We start from the raw sequence: 24,710 nt of genomic DNA, 5'->3' as shown, positions 1-24,710 counted from the left end.
CTGCGAGACGTTCCGATGTCCGACCCATCCAAGCCGTTTCCTTCCCCGCAGGCCGCGTTCGGCGACATCGCGCCGGCCTTCGCCCGCCTCACCGACGAGGTGCCGTTCGCCGAGGTGTGGCAGCGCCCTGTGCTGTCGCCGCGCGAGCGCAGCCTGGTCACGGTGGCGGCACTGGTGGCCCTGTCGCGACTGGAGCAGTTGCCGCTGCACCTGGCGCGCGCACTGGACAACGGTCTGGACCGCGACACCCTGGCCGAGGCCATCACCCACCTGGCGTTCTACGCCGGCTGGCCGTGTGCGGCGTCCGCGCTGCCGTTGCTGCGCACCGCTGCCGCGGCGCGGCCGTCCATGACGGAGCCGCGCTGATGCCGTACGCCCGTATCTCGCTGCTGCGCGGTCATCCGCCTGCCTACCTGCGCGCGCTGTCGGCCAGCCTTTACCAGGCCATGCACGACGCCTTCGAGGTGCCGGCCGGCGACTGCTTCCAGGTCATCCATCAGCACGACCCGGACGAACTGGTGTTCGACCGCCATTACCTGGGCGGGCCGCGCTCGGATCGTTTCGTGCTGATCGCCATCACCGCCGGCCGCGAACGCAGCGCTGCCTGCAAGCAGGCGTTCTATCGGCGCCTGGTCGCGCTGTTGGCGATCGCGCCTGGAATTCCGCCGGAGGACGTGATGGTCACCATCGTCACCACCGCGGCGCAGGACTGGTCGTTCGGCGGCGGCCGCGCCGGCATCACGGCTCGCGGAGTGCCGGCATGATCGCCATGCAATACAGCATCGCGTTGCCGGCGGACTACGACATGGCCGTCATCCGCCGCCGCATCGCCGACAAAGGCCCGTTGCTCGACACGCTGCCGGGGCTGCAGTTCAAGGCCTACCTGGTCGCCGATCGCAGCGATCCGCTGCTGCCCGGCCGGCAGAACCTGTATGCGCCGTTCTATCTGTGGCGCGATGCGGCGGCGATGCACGCGTTCCTCGCCGGCCCCGCGTTCGCCGCGCTGTGCGAGGCCTTCGGACGCCCGACCGTGCAGGCGTGGATGGTCGGTACGGCGTGGACGTCCGCGGCGCTGCGCTCGGCGCGCTACGCCACCCGCGCGCTTCCGGCGCCATCGCCTGCCTGGGGAAACGACACCGCCGACATGGACGTGCCTGACGAACGCGTGCTGGCCACGGTGTGCGGCTACGAACCGCAGGGATGGACGCGGCTGCGTTTTCATCTGTGGCGCGATCTGCCGCCGCAAGACGCCGCCGCACACCGCTATGCCGTGCATCACCTCAGCGCGCCCGGCGTGACCGACGCCGCCGGGTGAGCCGGTGGCGTTGGATGCTCAGTACATGTTCTTCTTGTAGTCGGCCTGCAGTCCTTTGCGCACCACGCCGGGCACCGAGACCGCCGCGCGCATCAGCGTGGCCTGGGCGCCGCGCGCGCCGCTGAGCCGGACGTGGTCGCGGAAGATCGCCGGCGGGTCCAGGTCGTGTGCGATGGCGGCGGGCGGCCAACGGTCGAAGCGACCGAGCGCGCGGCTGTGCGTCTCTTCGAGGAGCGCCGGCAGCACCCGCACCGCCAGATGCGGAACGCGTCCATCGACGGCGAGCGCGTTGCGGATCGCCTCGTCGGTGCTGGGGCGGGCGAGCCCTTCGATGCACACGCAGCGTGCGCTGCCGGGGCGCAGTGCCAGCAGCGCGAGTTGCGGCCGCGCCAGCAGATTGCCCAGGCTGTCGACGCGACGATTGCCCGGCCGGTCGGCGAACCACCACGCATCGCGGTGGGCTTGCAGCAAGGCCCCGGCGCGATCGCCGCGCGGACTGACATCGACGTGGCCCTCGGCATCGGCGGTGGCGAGGATCAGCAGTCGGCAACTGGCGAGCAATTCTTCCGGCGTCTCCGGCGGCGTGGCGCCGGCCCGTGCCTCCGCGTGCCACCAGTCGGCGCGCAGCAGGGCCTTGGCGCAGTGCAGATAGCATTCCTCGACGGCAACGAACACGCGCGTGCCGTCGTCGCCGGCGATGCGGCCATTGACCCGCAGGGTTTCGCCTAATCCGGGCACCAGGAACAGCGAACCGAATCCGGCGCCGACGTGCGCGTGGGCGGTGTCCAGTGCCTGCAGCGGGATCGACAGCAAATGCGGCGTATCGCCGCGCGCGAAGCCGGGTGCACCGCTGCCCGCACTCAATGCCAGGCGCTGGCCGGCGACGCCGGCGAACAGCAAGGGGCTGGCGGCCAGCCAGCGCAGCGCATGCGCGTCCAGGTGGTCGATCACCTTTAGGTCGCGCGGACCGGGTAGGCGGCCCACGCAATCCTGCAGCTGCGCCGCATCGGTGACGAAGTCGGTCATGGCGATGTCTCCCGGAAGCGGAAGACGCCGTGGTCGAGCGAAGCGGGAGAGGTCATCGCAAAGCACTCCTGTGAACGAGCGGGAGGCTTGCGCGAAGGCTGGCGACGCCTGGAACCGTACCACAGCGCGGCGGACGCCGCGTCCGGCCACTTACGGTCGTCCTTGGCCAGGCAACACCGTGACAGGGCACCTCTCATCTCCCCGGGGGCATGTCCAGATCCAAGGAGCGGCTTCAGCCGCGACAGGGGCGTTCCCTGTGAAGCCCGTCGCGGCTGAAGCCGCTCCTGCGCAGCACGCTGTGGCGGATGCGGGTGATGCGAGGTGCCCTACAGCCGCAGTTCGAACCCGAGATAGGCCGAACGCCCGGGCGCTGGCGAGAACATCGCCTGATTGTTGCCACCCCAGAAGAAGCTGTCGTACCAGACGTAGGCGTAGCGAGCGTCGGTGAGGTTCTTGACCTGCAGGTCGAGGCTGGTGCGCGGACCGAGCTGATAGCGCACGCTGGCATCGACCACGCGGAAGCCGCCGTACTTGCCCTGCGCATTGCGCTCGTCGATGTAGTAGTCGCCTTGCGCGCGCGCCTGCACGCCCAAGGTCCAGCGCGCATCGGGCCGGTAGTCGACGCCGGCGTTGCTGATGTAGCGCGGCACCGAGAACACCTCGCGACCGCGCAGCGATTCGCCCGAGGCGTTGTAGGCGCTGACCACCTTGGCCTCCTGCAGCGCCTGCGACAGCCACAGCGTCCAGTGCTCGCCCAGTTGCGTGCTCAGTTGCAGGTCCACGCCCTGGCGCCGGGTCTGGCCCAGGCCCACGGTGGTGCCGGAGCTGACGTTGTTGGCCACCTCGTCGGTGGCGTCCTGGCGCCAGACCGCCACCCGCGCCTCGATACCGGCGGCCGGCTGCAGTTTCAGGCCCAGTTCCTTGCCGGTGTTGATCGACGGCCGCACGCCCGGCTGGCCCGGCGTCAGGTAGGCCGGGGCGGTGGAACCGGTGAGGATCTGGAAGGTGCGGCCCCAGTTGGCATAGACGCTCAGCTGCGGGCTCAGCGCGTAGATCACGCTGAGCTTGGGCTGGTCGATCCAGCCGTAGCGCTGCAGCGGCGCGTGCACGCCGCCGGGCAGCGTGGTGTCGCCGGAGAAACGGTCGACGCGGAATGCCGGCACGATCTTCAACGCGTCGGTCGGCTGCAATACCGCCTGCAGGTACAGGCCGAGGTTGTCGAGCGTGTAGCGGTCGTCGTTCTGCACGCGCGCCGGCGCGCTCCAGAAATCGGTCGGCACCGCGTAGGCATAGCGGTAGCGGCGATAGCGGTTGTCCTGGTGCTCGGCGTTGAAGCCACCTTCCACGCTCAGCAGGTCGCTGGCCTGCCAGGTGACGGTGCTGAGCAGGCCGGTCTGGGTTTCGTCCCATTGCCGGCGCTGCCGCGGTGCGTTGCCGATCGGGTAGGGGGTGAAGGTGACGCGGCGTTCCTCGTCGTAGCGGTTGACGTACAGCGTGTTGCGCAGCTGCACACCGTCGCCGAGCTTGAAGTCGGCATGCACGCTGGCCTGACGCAGGGTGCGCTCGCCGCCGTCGTTGGTATTCTGTGGCGGCGACTGGTCGCGGTCTTCGTCCCATTGCGCGGCGGTGAGGAAGCCGGGCGCATCGGCCTTCAGATGGTAGGCGCGGGCGATCAGGCCGATGCGCGCGGTTTCGTCGTCTTCGCCGTAGAACCACTTGCCGCCGAGCGTGTACTTGCGCGCGCTGTCGTGCGCGCGCTCGCCTTGTGTGGCCTGGGCGCCGACGAAATAGTTCTGCGCCAGGCCGCCGGCTTCATGGCCGACGGCGTACTGCAGTGCGCGCGTGGCGAAGCTGCCGTAGCTCAGCCGCAGGTCCTGGTAGTCGCCGCCCTGGCGAGTGGCGATGTTGAGGTTGCCGCCGATGTTGTGCAGGCCGTAGCGCGGGTCGTTGGTGCCGCGCACGACTTCGATGTAGGCGATCTCCAGCGGGAAGATCATGTCGGTGAAGCGCTGGTTGCCGCTGTTGGCGTCGCTGGGGACGCCATCGATCAGGATCTTGATGCCGTTGAGGTAGCCCTCGCCATTGAAGGCGCGGAAGGTGGCCTTGCCGGATTCGGCGCCCTGGCGGATCTCGGTGAGCTGCACGCCGGGCATCATGCCCAACAGCTCCCAGCCGTTCATGACCTGCTTGTCGCCGATCTGCTCGCTGCCGAGCACGTCGACCGAACTGAGGATGTTGCGGGTGGACAGCGAGGCGGCGGTCTCGCGCCGCGCCTCCACGGTGCCGAGGGTGGTGGTGGTCTCGGAGGTGAGGGTCTGCGCGGCGGCATGGCCGGCGGCAAGCCCGGCCAGCACGGCCAGGGCAAGGGAGTCGATCTTCATGGGGTCTGCAAGCAAGTGGGGACAGCGGAGGGCTGGCGGCAACGGCGAGGTTGCGGGGCTTGCTTGTTCGGTACGCTGGGCGTACCTCGCTCCGTGAAGGCGATGTTATGCGATTTCGCGGGGAAAATCGCGCGGTTGTCTGCGCCACGCAGGCAACCGCGCCGTGGCACCTGCGTGCCCCGGACGGCGCCGGGGAGGCAGAGGCGCGGCCGCAGCGGACCGCGCCGACGTCGGCGATGGCTACAGGCGCAGTTCGAAGCCGAGATAGGCCGCGCGTCCGGGCGCCGGCGAGAACATCGGCTGGTCGTTGCCGCCCCAGAAGAAGTTGTCGTACCAGACGTAGGCGTAGCGGGCGTCGGTGAGATTCTTGACCTGCAGGTCGAGGCTGGTGCGCGGGCTGAGCTGGTAGCGCACGCTGGCATCGACCACGCGGAAGCCGCCGTACTTGCCCTGGGTATTGCGTTCGTCGATGTAGTAGTCGCCTTGCGCGCGCGCCTGCAGCCCCAGCTTCCAGCGTGCATCGGGCCGGTAGTCGACGCCGGCGTTGCTGATGTAGCGCGGGGTGGAGAACACCTCGCGCCCGCGCAGCGACTCGCCGCTCGCGGTAAAGGCGCTGACCACCTTGGCTTCCTGGATCGCGTGCGACAGCCACAGCGTCCAGCGCTCGCCCAGTTGCGTGCTCAGTTGCAGGTCCACGCCCTGCCGGCGGGTCTGGCCGAGCCCGACCGTGGTGCCGGTGCTGGGCATGTTGGCCACTTCGTCGGTGGCATCCTGGCGCCAGACCGCCACGCGCGCCTCGGTGCCGGCGACTGGCTGCAGTTTCAGGCCCAGCTCCTTGCCGGTATTGATCGAGGGCCGGAACGTGCTCTGCCCGGGCGTCAGGTAGGCCGGGGCGGTCGAGCCGGTGAGGATCTGGAAGGTGCGGCCCCAGTTGGCGTACACGCTCAGCTGCGGGCTCAGCGCGTAGATCACGCTGAGCTTGGGCTGGTCGATCCAGCCGTAGCGCTGCAGCGGCGCATGCACGCCGCTGGGCAGCGCGGTCTCGCCGGAGAAGCGGTCCACGCGGAATGCCGGGACGATCTTCAGCGCATCGCTCGGTTGGATCACCGCCTGCAGGTACAGGCCGAGGTTATCCAGGCTGTAGCGGTCGTCGTTCTGCACGCGTGCCGGCGCACGGTCGAAATCGGTCGGCACGCTGTAGGCGTAGCGCGAGCGCCGGTAACGGTTGTCCTGGTGCTCGGCGTTGAAGCCGCCTTCCACGCTCAGCAGATCGCTGGCCTGCCAGGTGGCGGTGCTGAGCAATCCGGTCTGGGTTTCGTCCCATTGCCGACGCTGCCGTGGCGCGTTGCCCAGCGGATAGCGGGTGAAGGTGATCCGCCGGTCGTCCTGGTAACGGTTGAGGTACAGCGTGTTGCGCAATTGCAAGCCGTAGCCGAGCTTGAAGTCGGCGTGCACGCTGGCCTGGCGCATGTCGCGGTCGTCGCCGTCGTTGGCGTTCTTCGGCGGCGACTGGTCACGGTCCTCGGCCAACTCGGTGGCGGTGAGGAAGCCCGATTCGTCGGCCTCATGGTGGTAGGCGCGTGCGATCAGGCCGATGCGTGCGGCATCGTCGTCTTCGCCGTAGAACCATTTGCCGCCGAGGGTGTACTTGCGCGAGCTGTCGTGCTGGCGATAGCCATGCGCGGCCTGCGCGCCGACGAAATAGTTCTGCGCCAGGCCATCGGCCTCATGGCCGACGGCGTACTGCAGTTCGCGGGTGGCGAAACTGCCGTAGCTCAGCCGCAGGTCTTGGTAGTCGCCGCCCTGGCGGGTGGCGATGTTGAAGTTGCCGCCGATGTTGTGCAGGCCGTAGCGCGGATCGTTGGTGCCGCGCACCACCTCGATGTAGGCGATCTCCAGCGGGAAGATCATGTCGATGAAGCGTTGGTTGCCGCTGTTGACGTTGCTCGGCACGCCGTCGATCAGCACCTTGATGCCGTTGATGTAGCCCTCGCCGTTGAAAGCGCGGAAGGTGACCTTGCCGGACTCGGCACCCTGCCGGGTTTCGGTGAGCTGCATGCCGGGCATCTGTCCCAGCAACTCCCAGCTGTTCATGACCTGCTTGTCGGCGATCTGCTCGCTGCCAAGCACGTCGACCGAGCTGAGGATGTTGCGCGTGGACAGCGAGGCGGCGCTGTGGCGCCGCGCTTCCACGGTGCCGAGCGTGGTGGTGGTGTCGGGTGTCGTCTGCGCGGCGCCGTCGCCGGCCGCGAGCCCGGCCAGCACGGCGAGGGCATGGGTGTAGGTCTTCATGGTGGCTGCGGACAAGGGGAGTGGAGACTGGCAGCAGCGGCTGGGCTGCGGGCGAGCGGGTGGTGCGCGGTCCGACGTACGAACGCGGCCCCGATAAGGTGATGTTATATCATTTCGTTAAGGAGTTGTCGGAATCGCCAGCAGGCCGGCGCGACAAGCGTCCGTCCCGACCGTGCGGCAGAGGGCCTTCGCCGCATGGGCGCGAGAGAGACGGGACGTGGCGGGGCCGCGCGGAGCGGCCCCGCGGCCGTTCAGGCCGGTTGCCGCGCGACCTGGAAGCCGGCGAAGGACTGCGTCACCGGCATGATTTCCAATCGATTGATGTTCAGATGCGGCGGCAGCGTCGCCACCCAGAAGATCTGTTCGGCGATGTCCTCGGCGGTCATCGGCTGCGCACCCTGGTAGAGCGTGTCCGAGGCCTTCTGGTCGCCATGGGTGCGGACCAGGGTGAACTCGGTCTCGGCCATGCCGGGTTCGATCGCGGTGACGCGCACGCCGGTGCCATGCAGATCCGAGCGCAGGCCCAGCGAGAACTGGCTGACGAAGGCCTTGGTGCCGCCGTAGGTGTTGCCGCCGGGGTAGGGATACAGCGCGGCGACCGAGCTGATGTTGATGATCGCGCCGCGGCGCTGGATCAGCGTCGGCAGCAGGCGATGGGTCAGCGTCACCAGCGCGGTGATGTTGGTGTCGATCATCGTGCGCCAGTCGTCCAGTTGCGCGGCCTGCGCCGGCGCGGTGCCCTGGGCCAGGCCAGCGTTGTTGACCAGCAGGTCGATGCCGCGGAACGCCTCGGGCAGCGCCGCCAGCATCGCGTCCAGCGCGTCGGTGTCGCGGATGTCGAAGGCGGCGATGTGCACGCGCTCGGCGCCGAAGGCGTCCAGCAGCGGCTGCAGGCGCTCGGCGCGGCGGCCGGTGGCGATCACGCGCCAGCCGGCATCGACGAAGCGGCGCACGGCGGCAGCGCCGAAACCGGAGGTGGCGCCGGTGATCAGGGCGGTCTGAGTCATTTGAGGGCCGGGAATGGGGAGTGGGGAATCGGGAATGGTAAAAGCAAAACCCGGTCGCGCGCGTCGACGGCGCGTGTGCCCGCGGGGGAAGTCGGCTTCGATGATTGAGACGCGCCAGCGCGGCGCGACAGCGCGCGGATCCGAAGCGTCTTCAGGCCTCGTCGCGCGGAACGGGACGTGCTCGCGTCCCCATTCCAGATTCCCTGGCGACTAAGTCTTTTACTTAGTCGCCGGCAGCACGCCGTCGTGGAACTGCAACGTCATATCGGGGCCAGCGCGGCCCAATGTCAGCAGCGACAACGTTTCCACGCACGTACAGGTGAAAACGGCAAGAAAGCCGCTTCACCCATTCCCCAATCCCGATTCCCCAATCCCGGCTCTACTGCGCCTTGATCGCGATCGCCGACAACCCGCTGCCGTTCAACTTCTGCTTGGCCTCGGCCAGTTCGCTGGCGGTGCCGTACGGCCCCATGCGCACGCGGTAGACGGTCTTGCCGCTGATCTGCGCCGATTCCACGCGCGCCGACAGGCCCAGCATCGCCAGCTTGGCCTTGGTCGACTCGGCGTCGCCGGAGGCGCCGAACGAGCCGGCCTGCAGGATGTAGCGGGCGTTGTCGGGCGCGGCCGCCGCCGCGGCAGTCGCCGGTGCGGTGGTCGCGGCCGGCGTTGCCGTGGTGGCCGCCGGTTTGGCGGCGGCGGGGGCGCTGGCGGCCGCGCTCGGCGTCTCCGGCAGCGGGGTCGGGTTGGCCGCCGTCGCGGTCGGCGCGGTGGCGACCGCGGCCGGAGTGGTGCCGGTGGCGGCCGTGCCTGCAGCGGCCTGCGCCTTGGCCTGGCGAATGGCCTCGGCGCGCGCGCTGGCGGCCAGTTCGGCGTCGGACATCTGCACTTCCTTGCCGGGCAGCAGGGTGTAGAAGTCGTACTGGGTCTGCGCGTCCTTCTTCGCTTCCGGCTTGGTGCTGCCGGCCGCGTTGGCGGCGGGCTTGGGCAGGTCCGGGGCCGCATCGACGTCGGCATCGGCCACCGGCGCCGGTTGCGCATCCGGATTGGCGCGCGGACCGCCCACGCGCAGGAAGTCGCCGTCCTTCTTGAACAGCCCTGGCGCGCCGAGGAACACCACCGCGGCGATCGCCGCGCCGGCGATCAGCCACACCCACCCGGGCGTGCCGTTGCCGCTGTTGCGCCGGGCCTGGGTCTTACCGCGTCGTGCTGCCATTTACCGCTTCTCCACTCACATTTTTTCCGGGGCCGAGACGCCCAGGAGATTCAGACCGTTCGCCAGCACCTGCTGCGCCGCCACCGCCAGGGTCAGCTTGGCGTTGCGTTCGCCGGCGTCGTCCACCAGCACCGGGGTGCCGTGGTACCAGGTGTGGAAGGCCGTCGCCAGTTCGCGCAGGTATTGCGCGATCAGATGCGGCTCCAGCGCATGCCCCGCATTCTCCACCACTTCCGGGTAGCGCGAGAGTTCCTGCATCAGTTCCAGCGAGGTCGCGTCGCTGAGCCGGTTCAGTTGCGCCTGGCCATCGGCCTGGTCGTAGTCCAGCTTCTTCTCCTGCGCCTGGCGCAGCAGGCTGCATACCCGGGCATGCGCGTACTGCACGTAGAACACCGGGTTGTCGTTGCTCTGCTGGCGCGCCAGGTCGATGTCGAAGGTGAGCTGGGAATCGGGCTTGCGCGCGATCAGGAACCAGCGCGTGGCATCGCGGCCGGCTTCCTCGATCAGGTCGCGCAGGGTCAGGTAGCTGCCGGCGCGCTTGGACAGCTTCACTTCCTCGCCGCCGCGCATCACCGTGACCATCTGGTGCAGCACATACTCCGGCCAACCCTTGGGGATGCCCAGGTCCATCGCCTGCAGGCCGGCACGCACGCGCGCCAGCGAGCCGTGGTGGTCGGCGCCCAGTTCGGTGATGGCGCGCACGTAGCCGCGCTGCCACTTGCTCAGGTGGTAGGCCACGTCCGGCACGAAGTAGGTGTAGCTGCCGTCGGACTTGCGCATCACGCGGTCCTTGTCGTCGCCGAAATCGGTGGATTTCAGCCACAGCGCGCCGCCCTCTTCGTAGGTATGGCCGGAGGTGATCAGCTTCTGCACCGCCTCCTCGACCTTGCCGTCGCGGTACAGCGAGCTTTCCAGGAAGTAGATGTCGAAATCCACGCCGAACGCGGCCAGGTCGTGGTTCTGCTCGTTGCGCAGATAGGCCACGGCGAAGCGGCGGATCGCATCGAGGTCCTGCGGATCCTTGGCGCCGGTGACCACATGGCCTTCCAGGTCGACCGCAGCGCCGGCCATGTAGGCGTCGGCCACGTCCTGGATGTAGTCGCCGCGGTAGCCTTCTTCCGGCCAGTCGGGGCTGTCGGGCGTCTTGCCCAAAGCGCGCGCCTGCACCGAGCGCGCCAGGTTCTCGATCTGGTTGCCGCCGTCGTTGTAGTAGAACTCGCGCTTGGCATTCCAGCCGTTGGCCTCGAGCAGGCGCGCCAGGCAGTCGCCGATGGCCGCCGCGCGGCCGTGGCCGACGTGCAGCGGCCCGGTCGGGTTGGCCGAGACGTACTCCACGCCCACGGTGCGGCCGTTGCCGACCAGGCTGCGGCCGTAGTCCTCGCCCTGCTTGAGCACCGCCAGCACCTCGCGCTGGTAGGCGCCGGGACCGAGATGGAAATTGATGAAGCCGGGGCCGGCGATCTCGACCTTGCTGACGTCGTCGTTGGCCGGCAGCGCGTCCACCAGTTGCTGGGCGAGGGCGCGCGGATTGGTGCGCGCGGCCTTGGCCAGCAGCATCGCCGCGTTGGTGGCGAAGTCGCCGTGCTCGCGGGTCTTGGGCCGCTCGACCACGAAGTCCGGCGGCAGGGTGTCGGCCGGCAGGGTGCCATTGGCGCGCAAGGCTTCGATGCCTTGACCGATCAGGGCGCGGAGTTGGGATTTCACGAGATCTCTGCTTGAAGCGCGGAACCGGCGATTTTACCCGACCCGCCGCCTCCCGGCCCGTCCCGGGTTCAGCCCGACCTCAGCCGCGACGCCGCGACCAGCACGCGCCCGCGCCTGCGCCCTGGCCTGGGCCGGCTGACCGCCCGCATGGCCAGGAGCCGGCCTCGCCGGGATCGGCGTCCCGCGACATGGCACGCCCGGCCGCCGCCTCGGTTCAGGCCCAGCCGCGCGAGGCCATCGAGACAGGTACGCCGTCGCCGACGATGAAGTGGTCGAGCAGGCGCACGTCGATCAGGTCCAGCGCCTGTTTCAGCCGCTCGGTGACGGCGCGGTCGGCGGGCGAGGGTTCCGGGTTTCCGGACGGGTGGTTGTGGCCGATGATCACCGCGGCGGCGTTGAGCGTGAGCGCACGCCGCACCACCTCGCGCGGATGCACCTCGGCGCCGTCCAGCGTGCCCTGGAACAGCTCCTCGAACGCCAGCCAGCGGTGCCGGGTGTCCAGGAACAGCGCGGCGAACACCTCGTACGGCCGCGCCCGCAAGCGTTGCGCGAAGTAGCGGCCGGCGGTGATGGGATTGCTGAGGGTGTCGCCGCGCTGCAGTTCCGCGGCCAGGTGGCGCTGGCCCAGCTCCAGCGCCGCCGACAGCTGGCAGGCGCGCGCCGGGCCCAGCCCGGGCAGGCGTACCAGGTCGCCGGGCGACCGGTCCAGCAGCGTGCGCAACGGCCCGTGCCGCTGCAGCAGGTCGCGCGAAGTGCGCACCGCGTCGCTGCCGGGCAGGCCGGAGCCGAGAAAGATCGCCAGCAGTTCGGCGTCGGAAAGGGCCCGGGGACCGCGTGCCAGCAGTTTTTCCCGGGGACGTTCTTCGCAGGGCCAGTCGGAGATGTGCATATCGCCAGGGTGCCGGCCGACATGGCGCAACGGTATCAGGCCGCCAAAAACCATCGGGTAAGCTAATCGTCCTTGTATGGGTAGGACATTCCCGACGTGACCGCGATTTTCGAGAGGCCCCTGCCGGGGCGACGTGTGCTGTTGTGCGTCGGCGGGGGAATCGCCGCCTACAAGGCGCTGGAACTGGTGCGGCGCCTGCGCGACGCCGGCGCCGAGGTGCAGGTGGCGATGACCGCCGGCGCGCAGCAGTTCGTCACCCCGCTGAGCTTCCAGGCGCTGTCCGGCCATCTCACCCGCACCACGCTGTGGGACAGTGGCGCCGAGCAGGCGATGGGTCACCTGGAACTGGCCCGCTGGGCCGAGCAGGTGGTGGTGGCCCCGGCCACTGCCGACCTGCTGGCGCGCCTGGCGCACGGGCTGGCCGACGATCTGGTGGGCACGCTGTGCCTGGCCAGCACCGCACCGCTCACCGTGTGCCCGGCGATGAACCACCGCATGTGGCTGCACCCGGCCACCCAGGCCAACATCGCCACCCTGCGCGCGCGCGGCGCACAGGTGGTCGGCCCGAACGATGGCCCGCTGGCCGAAGGCGAGTCCGGCCCCGGTCGCCTGGCCGAACCGGAGCAGATCGTCGCCGCGCTCGTTGGGCGCACCGACCAGAGCGCCGCATCGGCCAAGCCGGCCGCGGCTGCCGTCCCGGCGCGTTCCGGCGCTGGCACCGGCACTGCCGCCCTGCGCGGCCTGCGCGTGGTGATCAGTGCCGGCCCCACCTACGAAGACCTGGATCCGGTGCGCTACCTGGGCAACCGCAGCAGCGGCAAGATGGGCTATGCGCTGGCTGCGGCCGCGGTCCGGCAAGGCGCCGAGGTGGTGCTGGTCAGCGGCCCGGTGCATTTGTCTACGCCCGACGGCGTGCAGCGCATCGATGTGCGCTCGGCCGCGCAGATGCGCGAGGCGGTGCTCGGCGCGCTGCCGGCGGACATCTACATCGGCACCGCCGCGGTCGCCGATTACACGCCAAAACAGGTGGCGGCGCAGAAGATCAAGAAGAGCGGCGAGACGCTCACCCTCGAACTGACCCGCACTCCGGACATCCTGGCCGAGGTCGCCGCGCAGACCCAGGCGCTGAAACTGGTGGTCGGCTTCGCCGCCGAGACCCACGACATCGAGCGCTACGCCCGTGGCAAACTCGCCGACAAGCACCTGGACCTGATCGTGGCCAACCGGGTGGGGGTGGCCGGCAACGGCTTCGAGAGCGACCAGAACGCGGCCACCGCCTATTGGCAGGATGGCGAACGCGACTTCCCGGCGGTCTCCAAGACGCAGCTGGCCGAACAACTGCTGGACCTGATCGCGCAGAGGCTGCACGCATGAGCACTCCCACGCCCTATCCGCTGCAGGTGAAGCTGCTGGATCCGCGCTTCGGCGACAGCTGGCCGCTGCCCGACTACGCCACCGAAGCCAGCGCCGGGCTCGACCTGCGCGCGGCCACCGAGGCGCCGCTGACCCTGGCGCCGGGCGACACCGCGCTGATCCCCAGCGGCCTGTCCATCTACATCGCCGATCCGCAGCTGTGCGCGGTGGTGCTGCCGCGCTCGGGCCTGGGCCACCGCCACGGCATCGTGCTCGGCAACGGCACCGGCCTGATCGACGCCGATTACCAGGGGCCGCTGCTGATCAGCGTCTGGAACCGCGGCCGCGAGGACTTCACCATCGCCCCCGGCGACCGCATTGCGCAGCTGGTGGTGATGCCGGTCGTGCGTGTCGCCCTGCAGGTGGTGGATACTTTCGCCGACAGCGCCAGGGGAACGGGTGGATTCGGCCATACCGGAGTGCGCTGACAGGGGATCGTCTGCATGAGCGAGGCAACACAAGCGCGGCCGGTGCCGCAGGGTTTGCGCAAGGTGGCGCCTCTGCTGACGGTGCTGCTGGTGCTGTTGGTGGTCTGGTTCGGCTGGAGTGGGGTCGAGCAATGGCGCGCCGAGCAGGCCGCCACCACCCTGGAGCAGGCGCGCGATGCCGCGGTGGCGCAGACCCAGCAGGCGCTGGCGGGCGTGGGCAAACGCCTGTCCGAACGCCTGCAGCAGCCAGCCGTGCAGGCGGCCCTGCGCCGCGGCGACGCCTCGGCCGCCGCCCAGGCGCTGCGTGCGGACTGGGCGCAGGCCGAGGACGCGCAGGTGCTGCCGGCCGACCTGGAGCCGGGCTACACCGATGTGGCGCACTTCGGCTACGGCCGCCTGGCGCTGCTGGAGAAGGCCCTGATGACCGGCAAGCTCGCCAGCGCGGTGATCCGCGACGGCGGCGGCCCGCGGCTTGGCCTGGCCGCGCCGGTCTCGCTGGGCGGCAACGCCGGGGTGGTGTATCTGCGCCTGCCACTGGCGCAGCTGACCGACCCGGTCGCGCAGGCATCGGTGCCGGGCACCGGCTATCTGGCCCTGCGCCAGGGCGGCTACGACGTGATCGCCGCCGGCGACAATGCGCTGCACGATCGCGCCGACGCGATGTCGCGCCCGGTCGGCGACAGCGGCCTGCGCATGGTCGCCTCGCTGCCGGATACCGAAGCCGGTCCGCTGGGGCTGGGCGCACTGCCCTGCCTGCTGGTCGCCGGCCTGTGCCTGGTGCTGGGCGCGCTGTTGTTGCTGGCCGCGCGCGGGCGCCTGCCGCAGCCGCGGGTGCGCCGCGCCGGCCCGGCGGTGGCCGAAGAACACACCCTGCAGCAGAGCCTGCAACGCCAGGAGCCGCCCCCGCCGCCTTCGTCCACCGCCGAGGAGACCGCGCCGGCCAAGCCGGTGCCGGCGTTCGCGGTGGCGCCGGAGATCTTCCGCGCCTACGACATCCGCGGCGTGGTCGGCCGCGACCTCAGCCCGCAGGTCGCGGCGCTGATCGGCCAGGCGATCGGCGCGGTGATGCAGGAGCAGGGGCTCAACGAGGTGGTGGTCGGCCGCGATGGCCGCCTGTCCGGGCCGGAGCTGTCGGCCGCACTGATCGAGGGCCTGCGCCGCGCCGGCTGCCATGTCACCGACATCGGCCTGGCGCCGACCCCGGTGGTCTACTTCGCCGCCTACCACCTGCGCGCCGGCAGCTGCGTGGCGGTGACCGGCAGCCACAACCCCGCCGACTACAACGGCTTCAAGATCGTGGTCGGCGGCGAGACCCTGTCCGGCGCCGCCATCGCCGACCTGTACGCGCGGATCAGCGCCGGCCGCCTGCCCACGGCCGAAGAGCCGGGCCGGCTGCAACAGCGCGATGTCGGCGACGACTACATCCAGCGCATCGCCGACGACGTGCAACTGGACCGCCCGCTCAAGGTGGTGGCCGATGCCGGCAACGGCGTCGGTGGCGAACTGGCGCCGCGCCTGCTGGAAGCGATCGGTGCCGAGGTCGTGCCGCTGTACTGCGACGTCGACGGCACCTTCCCCAACCACCATCCCGATCCCAGCGAGCCGCACAACCTCGAGGATCTGGTGCAGACGGTGCGGCGCTTCGACGCCGACCTCGGCGTGGCCTTCGACGGCGACGCCGACCGCCTCGGCGTGGTCACCAAGGAAGGCACGGTGATCTACCCGGACCGTCTGCTGATGCTGTTCGCCGCCGACGTGCTGCAACGCAATCCCGGCGCGCTGGTGATCTACGACGTCAAGTGCACCGGCAAGTTGTCCGACTACGTGCTGCGCAACGGCGGCAGCCCGCTGGTCTGGAAGACCGGGCATTCGCTGATAAAGGCGAAGATGCGCGAGACCGACGCCGAACTGGCCGGCGAGATGAGCGGCCACTTCTTCTTCAAGGAGCGCTGGTACGGCTTCGACGACGGCCTGTACGCGGCGGCGCGGTTGCTGGAGATCCTGGCCCAGCGCGAGGAATCGCCGTCGGAGGTGCTGGCCGAACTGCCCGACAGCGTGGCCACGCCGGAGATCAAGCTGCCGGTGGACGGGCAGGACGCGCATGCGCTGGTCGCCGAGCTGGTCGCCCAGGCGCAGCAGGAGGGCTCGCCGTTCGCCGGCGCGCGGCTGCTGACCATCGACGGGCTGCGCGCCGACTTCCCGGATGGCTGGGGCCTGGTGCGCGCCTCCAACACCACGCCGGTGCTGGTGCTGCGCTTCGAAGCCGACAACGCGGCGGCGCTGGAGCGGATCAAGGCGCTGTTCCGCGCCCAGCTGCAGGCCGTGCTGCCGGGCCTGGCGCCGACCTTCTGAGGCGGCGTCGCGCGCCCGGCCTGGTCCGGGCGCCGGGGGGTGCGACGGCTCAGCCGCCGGCGGTGGTCGCGGACTGTGCCGAGCCGTTGCCCCGGGCCGCGCGATAGCGCTGCAGCACGTCCTCGATTTCCTGATCCAGGCCGAGCCGCTGCTGTTCGAAGTTCTTCTGCATGCGCAGTTGCCACAGCAGGGCGCGGTGCCGCTGCTGCACGTCGTCGGCGGTCTTGGCCGGCACGCTCTGCCCGGCCAGTTCGCGCGCGCCGGCGCCGGACAGCAGGCCGATCAGGCCCTGGCGCAGGCTCTCCACGTTGTAGCGCGCGGTCTGGATGTTGTTGTCGACGATGCCGATGCGCTCGGCGAACACCCGGCGCAGTTCGTCCTCGGTCTGGTACGACAGCAGCATCGCCTGGTCGGTGCGCTTGCGCGTCTCCAGCGCGGCCTGGTCGGCGCGCTGCTGCGCGGCGTCGGCGGCGGCCGCGGCGCGTTCCTCGGCGTTCAGCGCACGCCCGACCTCGGCGCTGCGCATGCCGCTGGTGGCGTTGAACTCGTCGCGTGCCTGGTTCACCGCTTCCGGCGGCAACGCATCGCTGCAGGTACGTTGGCCGCCCTGGTTCCAGCAGTACAGCTTCTTGGACGGCGCCGACGCCTGTTGCGCGGCGGCCGGCAAGGCGAGCAGCGCCAACAGCGCCGGCAGGACGCGAGTGCGTGGTCGGATCGGCATCGTGGCAGCCCCCTGCTGTCAGCCAGACGAAGCGCAGCCGTAGCGGGCCCGGTAGGCCAGCAGCGGTTCGCGGAAGCCGACAAGGTCTGCGTTTCCGTCGATGAATGCAAGCAGGTCGCCCAGATGCGCGACCGAGACCACAGGAACGCCGGCCTCGGCGGCCACCGCCTGCGCCGCCGAGCGGCGGTCGTCCTCGGCGGCGATCTCCTGGCGGTCCAGCGCGACCAGGATCGCGGCCGGTTCGCCGCCGGCGGCGCGGATGATGCCCAGCGCCTCGCGGATCGCGGTGCCGGCGGTGATCACGTCGTCCACGATCAGCACCCGGCGGCCGGCCAGCGGCGCGCCGATCAGGCTGCCGCCTTCGCCGTGCGCCTTGGCTTCCTTGCGGTTGAACGCCAGCGGCAGGTCGCGCCCGCGCCGCGCGTACTCGCAGGCCACCGCCGTCGCCAGCGGAATGCCCTTGTAGGCAGGGCCGAACAGCAGGTCGAAGTCGAGCCCGGCGGCGTCGGCCGCATCGGCGTAGCACGCCGCCAGCCGCGCCATGCTGGCGCCGGAGTCGAAGCGCCCGGCGTTGAAGAAATACGGACTGAGGCGCCCGGACTTCAGCGTGAACTCGCCGAAGCGCAGCGCCTCCACGTCCAGGGCCAGTTGCAGGAAACGGTGCCGGTAGTCGGTCATTGGGGGGCCGGGAATGGGGAAACGGGAATAGGGAATCGATAAAGCGTACCCCAGCAGGACCGCGAAGACGGAACAACCGCTATGCTTTTCACCATTCCCTATTCCCCTTTCCCCATTCCCGGCTCCTCAATGCGCATCATCAGCTTCAACGCCAACGGCCTGCGGTCGGCCGCCACCAAGGGCTTTTTCGAGTGGTTCGCCACCCAGCAGGCGGATGTGCTGTGCGTGCAGGAGACCAAGGCGCAGGAGCATCAGCTGGCCGGGCCGGCGTTTCTGCCGGACGGCTACCGGGTCTGGTTCCGCGACGCCAGCACCAAGAAGGGCTACAGCGGCGTGGCCATCTACAGCAAGCGCGAGCCGGACGAGGTGCGGACCGCGCTGGGCTGGCCCGAGTTCGACGAGGAGGGCCGCTACATCGAGGCGCGCTTCGGCAACCTGAGCGTGGTGTCCTTCTACATTCCTTCCGGGTCCTCAGGCGAACTGCGCCAGGGCTACAAGTTCCAGGTCATGGACTGGCTGCGGCCGATCCTGGTGGAGTGGCTGCACAGCGGCCGCGACTACGTGCTGTGCGGCGACTGGAACATCGTGCGCTCGGCGCTGGACATCAAGAACTGGAAGTCGAACCAGAAGAACTCCGGCTGCCTGCCGGCCGAGCGCGACTGGCTCAACGGCCTGTGCGCCGACCGCGCCGAGGAGGCCGATGCGGCCAGCGGCCGCGGCTGGGTCGACGCCTACCGCGCGCTGCATCCGGACGGCCAGGACTACACCTGGTGGAGCAACCGCGGCGCGGCGCGCGCCAACGACGTCGGTTGGCGCATCGACTACCAGTTCGTCACCCCGACCCTGCGTGAGCGCCTGCAGGGCTGTTCGATCTATACCGCGCAGCGCTTCTCCGACCACGCGCCGTTCACGGTGGACTACCGCACGTGATCGGCGCACTGGGCGCTTGGTGGCGGTCGCTGGACGTATACGCCAACCCGCGGGTGCGGGCGATGCTGTTTCTGGGATTTTCCTCGGGGCTGCCGTTCGCATTGGTGCTGACCACGCTGTCGGCGCGTCTGCGCCAGGCCGGCATCGACCGGACCACCATCGGCTACTTCAGTCTGGTCGGGCTGGCGTACTCGTTGAAGTACTTCTGGTCGCCGATCGTGGACCGTCTGCCGATCCCGGTTCTCTCGCGACTTGGTCGGCGGCGTAGCTGGATGCTGGTTGCACAGATCGGCGTCGTTGCCGGCCTGGTCGCACTCGCGTTGGCCAATCCCGCGCTGGACGCGCGCGCGGTGGCATTGCTTGCCGTCTGCACTGCTTTCGCCGCGGCAACCCAGGACATTGTCGTGGACGCCTATCGAATCGAGGCGGCTCAGGCCGATACGCAAGGCGCGATGGTCGCCGCCTATCAGGCTGGCTACCAGTTGGCGCTGATCTGTACCGGCGCCGGTGCACTGACCTTGGCGGCAGAACTGGGCTGGAAGGCGTCCTACCTGATCATGGCGGTCTGCGGATTGGTCGGTCTTGTCACGACGCTCTGCATTGCCGAACCCATGACGGGCACCAGCGGTCCAATACGTCCGATCGAACCCATGGTGGAGGCGTTCCGCACGCGCGCGCAGCGTTGGCCGGCGTGGATCAGAGCGACGGTTGCTTGGTGCATCGGTGCCGTGATCTGCCCGTTCGTCGATTTCTTTGCGCGGATGGGCTGGAAGGTGGGCATCTTGTCCCTTTCCCTGGTGATCACCTACCGACTCAACTACACCACGATGGGCGTTGCGGCCAATACGTTCTATCTGGACATGGGGTTTACGCTGGAACAGATCGCATTGGTCTCCAAAGTCTATGGGATCCTCATGACGATCGTCGGCGCTTTTCTGGCAGGCGTCCTGGTCCGTCGTTACGGCATAGCGCGGACGTTGCTGATCGGATTGGTCCTGCTTAGTGGCGCCAACCTGATCTACGCGCATATCGCCAGCATCCACCCCGGGATCGCCTGGCTGGCGACTGCGATCAGCGCCGACAACGTGGCCAACGGTATCGCCGGGACCGCCTTCATCGCTTACATGTCATCGCTGACCAGTCCGAACTACACGGCGACGCAATACGCTCTGTTCGGAACCCTGTGGAGCCTTCCCGCCAAGTCGATCGCCAGTCAATGGGGCAAGATCGTGGACGCCTGGGGCTATCCTCCGTTCTTTGTCTATACCGCTGCGATTGGCATCCTTGCGTTACCGATGATCATCTGGCTCATCTGGCGTGAGCCACGAATGAGGGAAGAGGAGGGCGTGCAGAAAACACCCTGATCGCTGGGTTTCTCGGCCATAGCAGCTCGTGTATACGAGGCACGTATCCGCAATTGCCTCACAGCCATTGCCGTCCAGCGATTGAAAGGCCGTCCCCGGACGGGGATGATGGGCAACGGCGCACGCGTGCGCCGCCGCCCGGGAGTCCGCATGAGCGACCTTGTGTTGCGCGATATCGACCCGTTCCTGCTCGAACGCATCCGCCGCATCGCCGTCGCGCGCGGCTGGACCCAGCGCCAGGCGGTGCTGGCGCTGATCGAGCAGGGCCTGTTCTCCAGCGAGCACGACGTGCGCAGCGGGTTCGAGCACCGCGAGGTGGATGCGCTGTCGGAGGCGATCGCGGCGTTGCGCGCGCTGCCGGCCGGCAGCGGCTTTTGACCTTCTAGTTAGCGTCGTCGCTCAGGCGGGGTGGATCGCGCCGAGGATGCGTGGCCCACGCGCGCCGCTGACCGACGGCAGGTTGCCTGGCAGTCCGGCCAGGGTCTGCCGCGCCAGCCAGGCGAAGCCCATCGCTTCGATGTAGTCCGGGTCCAGGCCCTGTGCCTGGGTCGACTGCACCTGCACCCCCGGCAGCCGCGCCTGCAGCCGCGCCAGCAGCAGCGGGTTGTGCACGCCGCCGCCGCACACCAGCAACTGTCGGGTCGCCGGTTGCTGTGCCAGCAGCGCATCGGCGACGGTGGCCGCGGTCAGTTCCAGAAGCGTCGCCTGCACCGCGGCCGGCGCAGGCGCCGGGGTGTCCAGGCAGGCCTCCAGCCAGCGCAGGTGGAACTGCTCGCGCCCGGTGCTCTTGGGCGGCGGCAGTGCGAACCAGGGATCGGCCAGCAGGCGCTGCAGCAGGTCGGCGTCGACCGCGCCGCTGGCGGCGAACGCGCCGCCGGCATCGTAGGGCTGGCCGCGATGGCGCTGGCACCAGGCATCGAGCAGTGCGTTGGCCGGGCCGGTGTCGAACCCGCGCACCGCGCCGTGCGCCGGCAGCAAGGTCAGGTTGCCGATGCCGCCGAGGTTGAGCACGGCCCGGTCTTCGTGCGCGGCCCCCAGCATCGCCGCGTGGAAGGCCGGCATCAGCGGCGCGCCATGGCCGCCAGCGGCGACGTCGCGGCGGCGGAAGTCGCAGACCGTGGCGATGCCGGTCAGTTCGGCGATGCGGTTGCCGTCGCCGAGCTGCCAGGTGAAAGCGGGGTCGGCCAGCGGGCGATGGCGCACGGTCTGCCCGTGCGACCCGATCGCGCGGACCGCGGCCGGCGTCACCCCGGCGTCGTCGAGCAGGCGCAACGCCGCCTCGGCGAAGGCGATCGCGACCTCGGCATCGAGCTGGCCCAGCGCGTCCAGCGAGGCGATGTCGCCGCCTTCGCCTAGCGCGATCAGCGCCGCGCGCTGCTGCGGTGCCCAGGCATAGGTGCGGCCCAACTGCAGATGCGGGTTGCCGTCGTGACCGAAGCGCACCAGCGCGGCATCGATGCCGTCGGCGCTGGTGCCGGACATCAGGCCCAGGAACAGGGCGTCGTCGGGAACGGCGGAAGGCGAGGGCATGCAAGACACCAGGCGGCGGTCGGCGCCGCAGCGTGGGCCAGGCGCCGCCGCCCGTCAATGCGCGGCGCGGCGGAACCGGCTGCCGGCGCTCAGCCGGCGTCGTGCGACGTGGCGGCCTTGGACGAGGCGACGACCTTCTTCTTCTTCGCGTCCGGCTCGCCGGCATCGGCGTAAATCAGCTTCTCCACGCGCTGGATGCGCGCCAGCGCCGGCGAGGTCTGCGCGCGGAACGCGGCCAGTTCGGCGCCGGCCAGCGGGGTCGGCGGCGGCATCGTCACCGAGGCCGGATTGCGCTGCACGCCGTCCACGCGGAATTCGTAGTGCAGGTGCGGACCGGTGGCCATGCCGGTCATGCCGACGTAGCCGATCACCGTGCCCTGGTTGATGCGCTGGCCGGCCTTGATCCCGCCGAAGCGCGACATGTGCCCGTACAGCGTGCTGTAGCCCTTGCCGTGATCCAGGATCACCACGTTGCCGTAGCCGCGCTGGGTGCCGACGAACTGTACCCGCGCATCGCCGGCGGCCATGATCGGGGTGCCGGTCGGCGCCGCGTAGTCGATGCCCTTGTGCATGCGCATGGTGCCCAGCACCGGGTGCTTGCGCGCGCCGAAGGTGGAGCTGATGCGGCTGTAGGACACCGGCATGCGGATGAAGCTCTTCTTCAGCGGCCGCCCGGTCACGTCGAAATACTCGGCCGGCTTGCCGCCGCGCTCGAAGCGGAAGCCGCTGTAGGTCTTGCCGCGGGTGGTGAAGGTCGCCGCCAGGATCTTGCTGGTGTCGATGCGCTCGCCTTCGCGCCAGGTCTCGTCCATGACCACGCTGAAGCGGTCGCCCGGCTGCAGGTCCTTGTCGAAGTCGATGTCGTACTTGAAGATCTCGTCGGTCATCGTCGCGATCGCCGACGGCGACAGCCCGGCCTTGCGTGCGGCCACGTACAGCGAGCTGGTGATCTCGCCGCTGGTGACCACGGTGCGCGTGCTGGTCTCGCGCTCGATCACCTTTTCCTTGATGTCGTCGTCCAGCAGCGACAGTTCCACCCGGTGGGTGGCATCGCGGTCGAAGCGCAGGGCGCGCAGGTCGCCCGTCGTCGCCAGGTCGAAGCCGATCTCGGCGCCCGGGCGCAGCTTGGTCAGCGCGTCGTGGGTGCCCGGATGGTCCAGCACCCGCTGCATCACCGTGGCGGGGAGGCCGAGCTTTTCGAACACCGAGCCCAGGGTCTGCCCGGACTCGATCCGCACCACCTGCCAGTTGTCGGTGATCGCGGCCTGCTGTTGCTGGGCAAGCGAGATCGGCGGCAACGGCAGCGCCAGCGTCGCCTGCGTGGTCTGCAGCGGCACGTCGATGGCGTTGGAAAAGCCCGGGACGATCGTGGCGACCATCGCACCGATGGTGGCGAACAGGCTGGCGTGGATCCAGTGGCGGCGCGTCCAGCGGCCGGCGGGAAGATGTTCCTTCAACTTGCGATGCAGCGCAGTGTCGTGGAGAACGTGAAGGCGTTGCTGGAACCGCTGCCGGCGCGCGCGTTCCTGATCACTGTTGGGCATCAAGGCTTCCTCACGAGCCCGAAGCGCGAGCTCAAAACTCGGCTACCATAAACATCGTTCCACAGCGCGTCAAACCATTGAGCCGGCTCGAATTTTCACCTGGCTGCACGGTTAACTCGCTCTTAACGCCATTCACGTTTGTTGAAGCCACTCGCCGGAGTTCCTGTTTTGTCCACGATCGAAGAGTCCCTTGTCCTGATCGGCCGCGGTGCCGACGAAATCCTCAAGCGTGAAGAACTGGAGGCCCGCCTGCGCAGCGGCCGCCCGCTGCGGATCAAGGCCGGCTTCGATCCCACCGCGCCGGACCTGCACATCGGTCACACCGTGCTGTTGAACAAGATGCGCCAGTTCCAGGACCTGGGACACCAGGTGATCTTCCTGATCGGCGACTTCACCGGGATGATCGGCGACCCCACCGGCAAGAACGTCACCCGCAAGCCGCTGACCCGCGAGGACGTCCTGGCCAACGCCCGCACCTACGAGGAGCAGGTGTTCAAGGTGCTGGACCGGGAGCGCACCGAGGTCCGCTTCAACTCCGAATGGTTCGGGCAGATGAGCGCGGCCGACATGATCCGCCTGGCCGGCCAGCACACCGTGGCGCGCATGCTCGAGCGCGACGACTTCGCCAAGCGCTACGCGGCGCAGCAGTCCATCGCCATCCACGAGTTCCTGTACCCGCTGGTGCAGGGCTACGACTCGGTGGCGCTGAAGTCCGACGTCGAACTGGGCGGCACCGACCAGAAGTTCAACCTGCTGATGGGCCGCGGCCTGCAGGAGCACTACGGGCAGCCGGCGCAGATCGTGCTGACGATGCCGTTGCTGGAGGGCCTGGACGGGGTCAACAAGATGTCCAAGTCGCTGGGCAACTACATCGGCATCAGCGAACCGGCGATCGACATCGTCACCAAGACCATGAAGATCGGCGACGAGCTGATGTGGCGCTGGATCGAGCTGCTGTCCTTCGAGATCGGCGTGAACGAAGCGCAGGCGCTGCGCCAGCAGGTGCAGGCCGGCAGCCTGCATCCGCGCGAGGTGAAGCTGCGCCTGGCGCGCGAATTGACCACCCGCTTCCACGATGCCGCCGCCGCCGAGCAGGCCGTCGTCGGCTGGCACGCCGTGGTGACCGGGCAGGGCGACACCAGCGCCTTGCCGCTGCAGCAGGTCGCCGTGCCGGCGGAAGGCCTGCGCATCGCCGCGCTGCTGACCGCTGCGGGGCTGACCGCCAGCAACTCCGAGGCAAGCCGCAAGCTCAAGGAGCGGGCGGTGCGCGTGGCTGGCGAGGTGGTCGAGGATCCGCAGCAGAGCTTCGCGCCGGGCTTCGAAGGCGTGTTGCAGGTCGGCAAGCGGACCTTTGCCCGGGTGCAACTGATCGTCGGGTGAGGCCGCACCCGGCCACTGCGGCTGATCCGCAGCGGCGGGAGGGCCGAGGAGATGCTGCGGCGTATGCTCTATATAGATAGAGAGCAGTCGATCTAAGGTCGGTCCGTCTATCCACAGAGCAATCGCTACTTCCCGGCAGGGGATGCTCCGGCGGGGCCGGACGACCGCCATCAGGCTCGCCGCGACGGGAGAGTGAAAAAAGTTTTCACGCCCTCTTCCCAAGCGCCCGATTTGGGGCCATACTTTCCCTCCCCTGACGCAACGCCTTCACGGCAACGCGGCAAGGTCGTCAAAAACCTCTTCAAAAAGGTGTTGACGAAGTGAAAAAGTCGGCTAATATGGCCGGCTCGCTTCGAGGAAAAGCCTACGGGTCTGGACGAAGAAGCGGCGTCAACCACCTGATCAAAAAGGTGTTGACGGCAAGAAAAAAGCCGCTATGATGGGCGGCTCGGTTCGACGAAAAGCCCTCGGGTTTGAAGACGAACCAGCGTCAACCGCCTCGAAATGAGGTGTTGACGGAAGCAAAAAGCCCGCTATAATGGG

21 protein-coding genes are annotated in these 24,710 nt (G+C 69.2%); 10 read left to right on the top strand and 11 right to left on the bottom strand.

Annotated features, from left to right (window positions below; all coding sequences use genetic code 11):
- Positions 1–15 precede the first annotated feature (15 nt).
- The 3 genes from CEK69_RS05975 to CEK69_RS05965 are packed head-to-tail and all read left to right on the top strand — an operon-like array spanning position 16 to position 1,315.
- Positions 16–366 (top strand): carboxymuconolactone decarboxylase family protein, encoded by a 351-nt coding sequence (locus CEK69_RS05975; RefSeq protein WP_152244411.1) that lies wholly within the window; start codon positions 16–18, stop codon positions 364–366.
- Entirely contained in the window at positions 366–764 is a 399-nt protein-coding gene (locus tag CEK69_RS05970) for a tautomerase family protein (protein WP_152237297.1), read from the top strand. Before CEK69_RS05975 ends, CEK69_RS05970 begins: the two co-directional genes overlap by 1 nt.
- Positions 761–1,315, top strand: coding sequence for a DUF4865 family protein (locus CEK69_RS05965; RefSeq protein WP_152244409.1), 555 nt, complete (start codon positions 761–763; stop codon positions 1,313–1,315). The genes CEK69_RS05970 and CEK69_RS05965 overlap by 4 nt, the downstream gene beginning before the upstream one ends.
- Positions 1,316–1,333: 18 nt before the next feature.
- On the opposite strand, the gene CEK69_RS05960 is transcribed toward CEK69_RS05965, so the two are convergent.
- The 7 genes from CEK69_RS05960 to radC form a co-directional block, all read right to left on the bottom strand.
- Positions 1,334–2,341 carry a pyridoxamine 5'-phosphate oxidase family protein gene (locus CEK69_RS05960; RefSeq protein ID WP_152244407.1) on the bottom strand — a complete coding sequence of 336 codons (1,008 nt, stop codon included), beginning with the start codon at positions 2,339–2,341 and terminating at the stop codon, positions 1,334–1,336.
- Between the two features lie 326 nt (positions 2,342–2,667).
- On the bottom strand, positions 2,668–4,722 hold the full coding sequence (locus CEK69_RS05955; RefSeq protein ID WP_152244405.1) for a TonB-dependent receptor: 2,055 nt from the start codon (positions 4,720–4,722) through the stop codon (positions 2,668–2,670).
- A 240-nt stretch (positions 4,723–4,962) separates the two neighbouring features.
- Entirely contained in the window at positions 4,963–7,014 is a 2,052-nt protein-coding gene (locus tag CEK69_RS05950; protein ID WP_152244403.1) for a TonB-dependent receptor, read from the bottom strand.
- Between the two features lie 251 nt (positions 7,015–7,265).
- A complete protein-coding gene (locus CEK69_RS05945; RefSeq protein WP_017917008.1) occupies positions 7,266–8,021 on the bottom strand; it encodes an SDR family NAD(P)-dependent oxidoreductase in 756 nt (251 codons plus the stop codon).
- Positions 8,022–8,400: 379 nt separating this feature from the next.
- The gene (locus tag CEK69_RS05940; protein WP_152181185.1) at positions 8,401–9,234 is read right to left on the bottom strand and encodes an SPOR domain-containing protein; all 834 of its coding nucleotides are present in this window, start codon (positions 9,232–9,234) and stop codon (positions 8,401–8,403) included.
- A gap of 15 nt (positions 9,235–9,249) precedes the next feature.
- Positions 9,250–10,938: an arginine--tRNA ligase gene (argS, locus tag CEK69_RS05935; protein ID WP_017907880.1), complete on the bottom strand. Its 1,689-nt coding sequence runs from the start codon at positions 10,936–10,938 to the stop codon at positions 9,250–9,252.
- A gap of 214 nt (positions 10,939–11,152) precedes the next feature.
- The gene (gene radC / locus CEK69_RS05930; protein WP_017907879.1) at positions 11,153–11,827 is read right to left on the bottom strand and encodes a DNA repair protein RadC; all 675 of its coding nucleotides are present in this window, start codon (positions 11,825–11,827) and stop codon (positions 11,153–11,155) included.
- A gap of 96 nt (positions 11,828–11,923) precedes the next feature.
- On the opposite strand from radC, the gene coaBC reads away from it, so the two are divergent.
- Genes coaBC through CEK69_RS05915 form a run of 3 tightly spaced genes read left to right on the top strand, consistent with a single transcriptional unit; the run spans position 11,924 to position 16,020 of the window.
- Entirely contained in the window at positions 11,924–13,201 is a 1,278-nt protein-coding gene (coaBC, locus tag CEK69_RS05925; protein WP_193313915.1) for a bifunctional phosphopantothenoylcysteine decarboxylase/phosphopantothenate--cysteine ligase CoaBC, read from the top strand.
- Positions 13,198–13,668, top strand: coding sequence for a dUTP diphosphatase (dut, locus tag CEK69_RS05920; RefSeq protein ID WP_017907877.1), 471 nt, complete (start codon positions 13,198–13,200; stop codon positions 13,666–13,668). Before coaBC ends, dut begins: the two co-directional genes overlap by 4 nt.
- Positions 13,669–13,683: 15 nt before the next feature.
- Complete coding sequence (locus tag CEK69_RS05915) at positions 13,684–16,020, top strand: phosphomannomutase/phosphoglucomutase (protein WP_152244401.1); 2,337 nt, start codon at positions 13,684–13,686, stop codon at positions 16,018–16,020.
- 49 nt (positions 16,021–16,069) lie between these two features.
- Here CEK69_RS05915 and CEK69_RS05910 read toward each other — a convergent pair whose 3' ends face one another.
- Together CEK69_RS05910 and pyrE are read right to left on the bottom strand one after the other, a co-directional pair.
- A complete protein-coding gene (locus CEK69_RS05910; protein WP_193313914.1) occupies positions 16,070–16,741 on the bottom strand; it encodes a hypothetical protein in 672 nt (223 codons plus the stop codon).
- A gap of 18 nt (positions 16,742–16,759) precedes the next feature.
- Complete coding sequence (gene pyrE, locus CEK69_RS05905; RefSeq protein WP_017907592.1) at positions 16,760–17,419, bottom strand: orotate phosphoribosyltransferase; 660 nt, start codon at positions 17,417–17,419, stop codon at positions 16,760–16,762.
- A gap of 129 nt (positions 17,420–17,548) precedes the next feature.
- Here pyrE and CEK69_RS05900 point away from each other — a divergent pair, with 129 nt between their 5' ends.
- The 3 genes from CEK69_RS05900 (at position 17,549) to CEK69_RS05890 (ending at position 20,091) form a co-directional block, all read left to right on the top strand.
- A complete protein-coding gene (locus CEK69_RS05900) occupies positions 17,549–18,349 on the top strand; it encodes an exodeoxyribonuclease III (protein ID WP_017912369.1) in 801 nt (266 codons plus the stop codon).
- Positions 18,346–19,713, top strand: coding sequence for an MFS transporter (locus CEK69_RS05895; RefSeq protein WP_152244399.1), 1,368 nt, complete (start codon positions 18,346–18,348; stop codon positions 19,711–19,713). The genes CEK69_RS05900 and CEK69_RS05895 overlap by 4 nt, the downstream gene beginning before the upstream one ends.
- A gap of 150 nt (positions 19,714–19,863) precedes the next feature.
- Complete coding sequence (locus CEK69_RS05890; RefSeq protein WP_026143529.1) at positions 19,864–20,091, top strand: hypothetical protein; 228 nt, start codon at positions 19,864–19,866, stop codon at positions 20,089–20,091.
- 21 nt (positions 20,092–20,112) lie between these two features.
- Here the strand turns inward: CEK69_RS05890 and CEK69_RS05885 are convergent, their stop codons facing one another.
- Positions 20,113–21,243 carry an anhydro-N-acetylmuramic acid kinase gene (locus CEK69_RS05885; RefSeq protein ID WP_152244397.1) on the bottom strand — a complete coding sequence of 377 codons (1,131 nt, stop codon included), beginning with the start codon at positions 21,241–21,243 and terminating at the stop codon, positions 20,113–20,115.
- Positions 21,244–21,332: 89 nt separating this feature from the next.
- A complete protein-coding gene (locus CEK69_RS05880) occupies positions 21,333–22,787 on the bottom strand; it encodes a peptidoglycan DD-metalloendopeptidase family protein (protein ID WP_152244395.1) in 1,455 nt (484 codons plus the stop codon).
- A gap of 168 nt (positions 22,788–22,955) precedes the next feature.
- Here CEK69_RS05880 and tyrS point away from each other — a divergent pair, with 168 nt between their 5' ends.
- On the top strand, positions 22,956–24,167 hold the full coding sequence (tyrS, locus tag CEK69_RS05875) for a tyrosine--tRNA ligase (protein WP_152244393.1): 1,212 nt from the start codon (positions 22,956–22,958) through the stop codon (positions 24,165–24,167).
- Positions 24,168–24,710: the final 543 nt, after the last annotated feature.

The organism is Xanthomonas sp. LMG 12462 (assembly GCF_009192885.1).
Lineage (GTDB): Bacteria > Pseudomonadota > Gammaproteobacteria > Xanthomonadales > Xanthomonadaceae > Xanthomonas_A > Xanthomonas_A sontii.
This window is presented reverse-complemented; position numbering and strand designations above follow the sequence as displayed.

What these genes read in the sequence shown, in the direction of transcription:
- pyrE (WP_017907592.1), bottom strand. Translation starts at nt 17,419, where the DNA reads ATGACCGACTACCGGCACCGTTTCCTGCAACTGGCCCTGGACGTGGAG.
- CEK69_RS05945 (WP_017917008.1), bottom strand. Translation starts at nt 8,021, where the DNA reads ATGACTCAGACCGCCCTGATCACCGGCGCCACCTCCGGTTTCGGCGCT.
- CEK69_RS05975 (WP_152244411.1), top strand. Translation starts at nt 16, where the DNA reads ATGTCCGACCCATCCAAGCCGTTTCCTTCCCCGCAGGCCGCGTTCGGC.
- CEK69_RS05910 (WP_193313914.1), bottom strand. Translation starts at nt 16,741, where the DNA reads ATGCCGATCCGACCACGCACTCGCGTCCTGCCGGCGCTGTTGGCGCTG.
- CEK69_RS05965 (WP_152244409.1), top strand. Translation starts at nt 761, where the DNA reads ATGATCGCCATGCAATACAGCATCGCGTTGCCGGCGGACTACGACATG.
- radC (WP_017907879.1), bottom strand. Translation starts at nt 11,827, where the DNA reads ATGCACATCTCCGACTGGCCCTGCGAAGAACGTCCCCGGGAAAAACTG.
- CEK69_RS05940 (WP_152181185.1), bottom strand. Translation starts at nt 9,234, where the DNA reads ATGGCAGCACGACGCGGTAAGACCCAGGCCCGGCGCAACAGCGGCAAC.
- CEK69_RS05970 (WP_152237297.1), top strand. Translation starts at nt 366, where the DNA reads ATGCCGTACGCCCGTATCTCGCTGCTGCGCGGTCATCCGCCTGCCTAC.
- CEK69_RS05885 (WP_152244397.1), bottom strand. Translation starts at nt 21,243, where the DNA reads ATGCCCTCGCCTTCCGCCGTTCCCGACGACGCCCTGTTCCTGGGCCTG.
- CEK69_RS05950 (WP_152244403.1), bottom strand. Translation starts at nt 7,014, where the DNA reads ATGAAGACCTACACCCATGCCCTCGCCGTGCTGGCCGGGCTCGCGGCC.
- dut (WP_017907877.1), top strand. Translation starts at nt 13,198, where the DNA reads ATGAGCACTCCCACGCCCTATCCGCTGCAGGTGAAGCTGCTGGATCCG.
- CEK69_RS05960 (WP_152244407.1), bottom strand. Translation starts at nt 2,341, where the DNA reads ATGACCGACTTCGTCACCGATGCGGCGCAGCTGCAGGATTGCGTGGGC.
- CEK69_RS05955 (WP_152244405.1), bottom strand. Translation starts at nt 4,722, where the DNA reads ATGAAGATCGACTCCCTTGCCCTGGCCGTGCTGGCCGGGCTTGCCGCC.
- CEK69_RS05915 (WP_152244401.1), top strand. Translation starts at nt 13,684, where the DNA reads ATGAGCGAGGCAACACAAGCGCGGCCGGTGCCGCAGGGTTTGCGCAAG.
- CEK69_RS05880 (WP_152244395.1), bottom strand. Translation starts at nt 22,787, where the DNA reads ATGCCCAACAGTGATCAGGAACGCGCGCGCCGGCAGCGGTTCCAGCAA.
- CEK69_RS05900 (WP_017912369.1), top strand. Translation starts at nt 17,549, where the DNA reads ATGCGCATCATCAGCTTCAACGCCAACGGCCTGCGGTCGGCCGCCACC.
- CEK69_RS05890 (WP_026143529.1), top strand. Translation starts at nt 19,864, where the DNA reads ATGAGCGACCTTGTGTTGCGCGATATCGACCCGTTCCTGCTCGAACGC.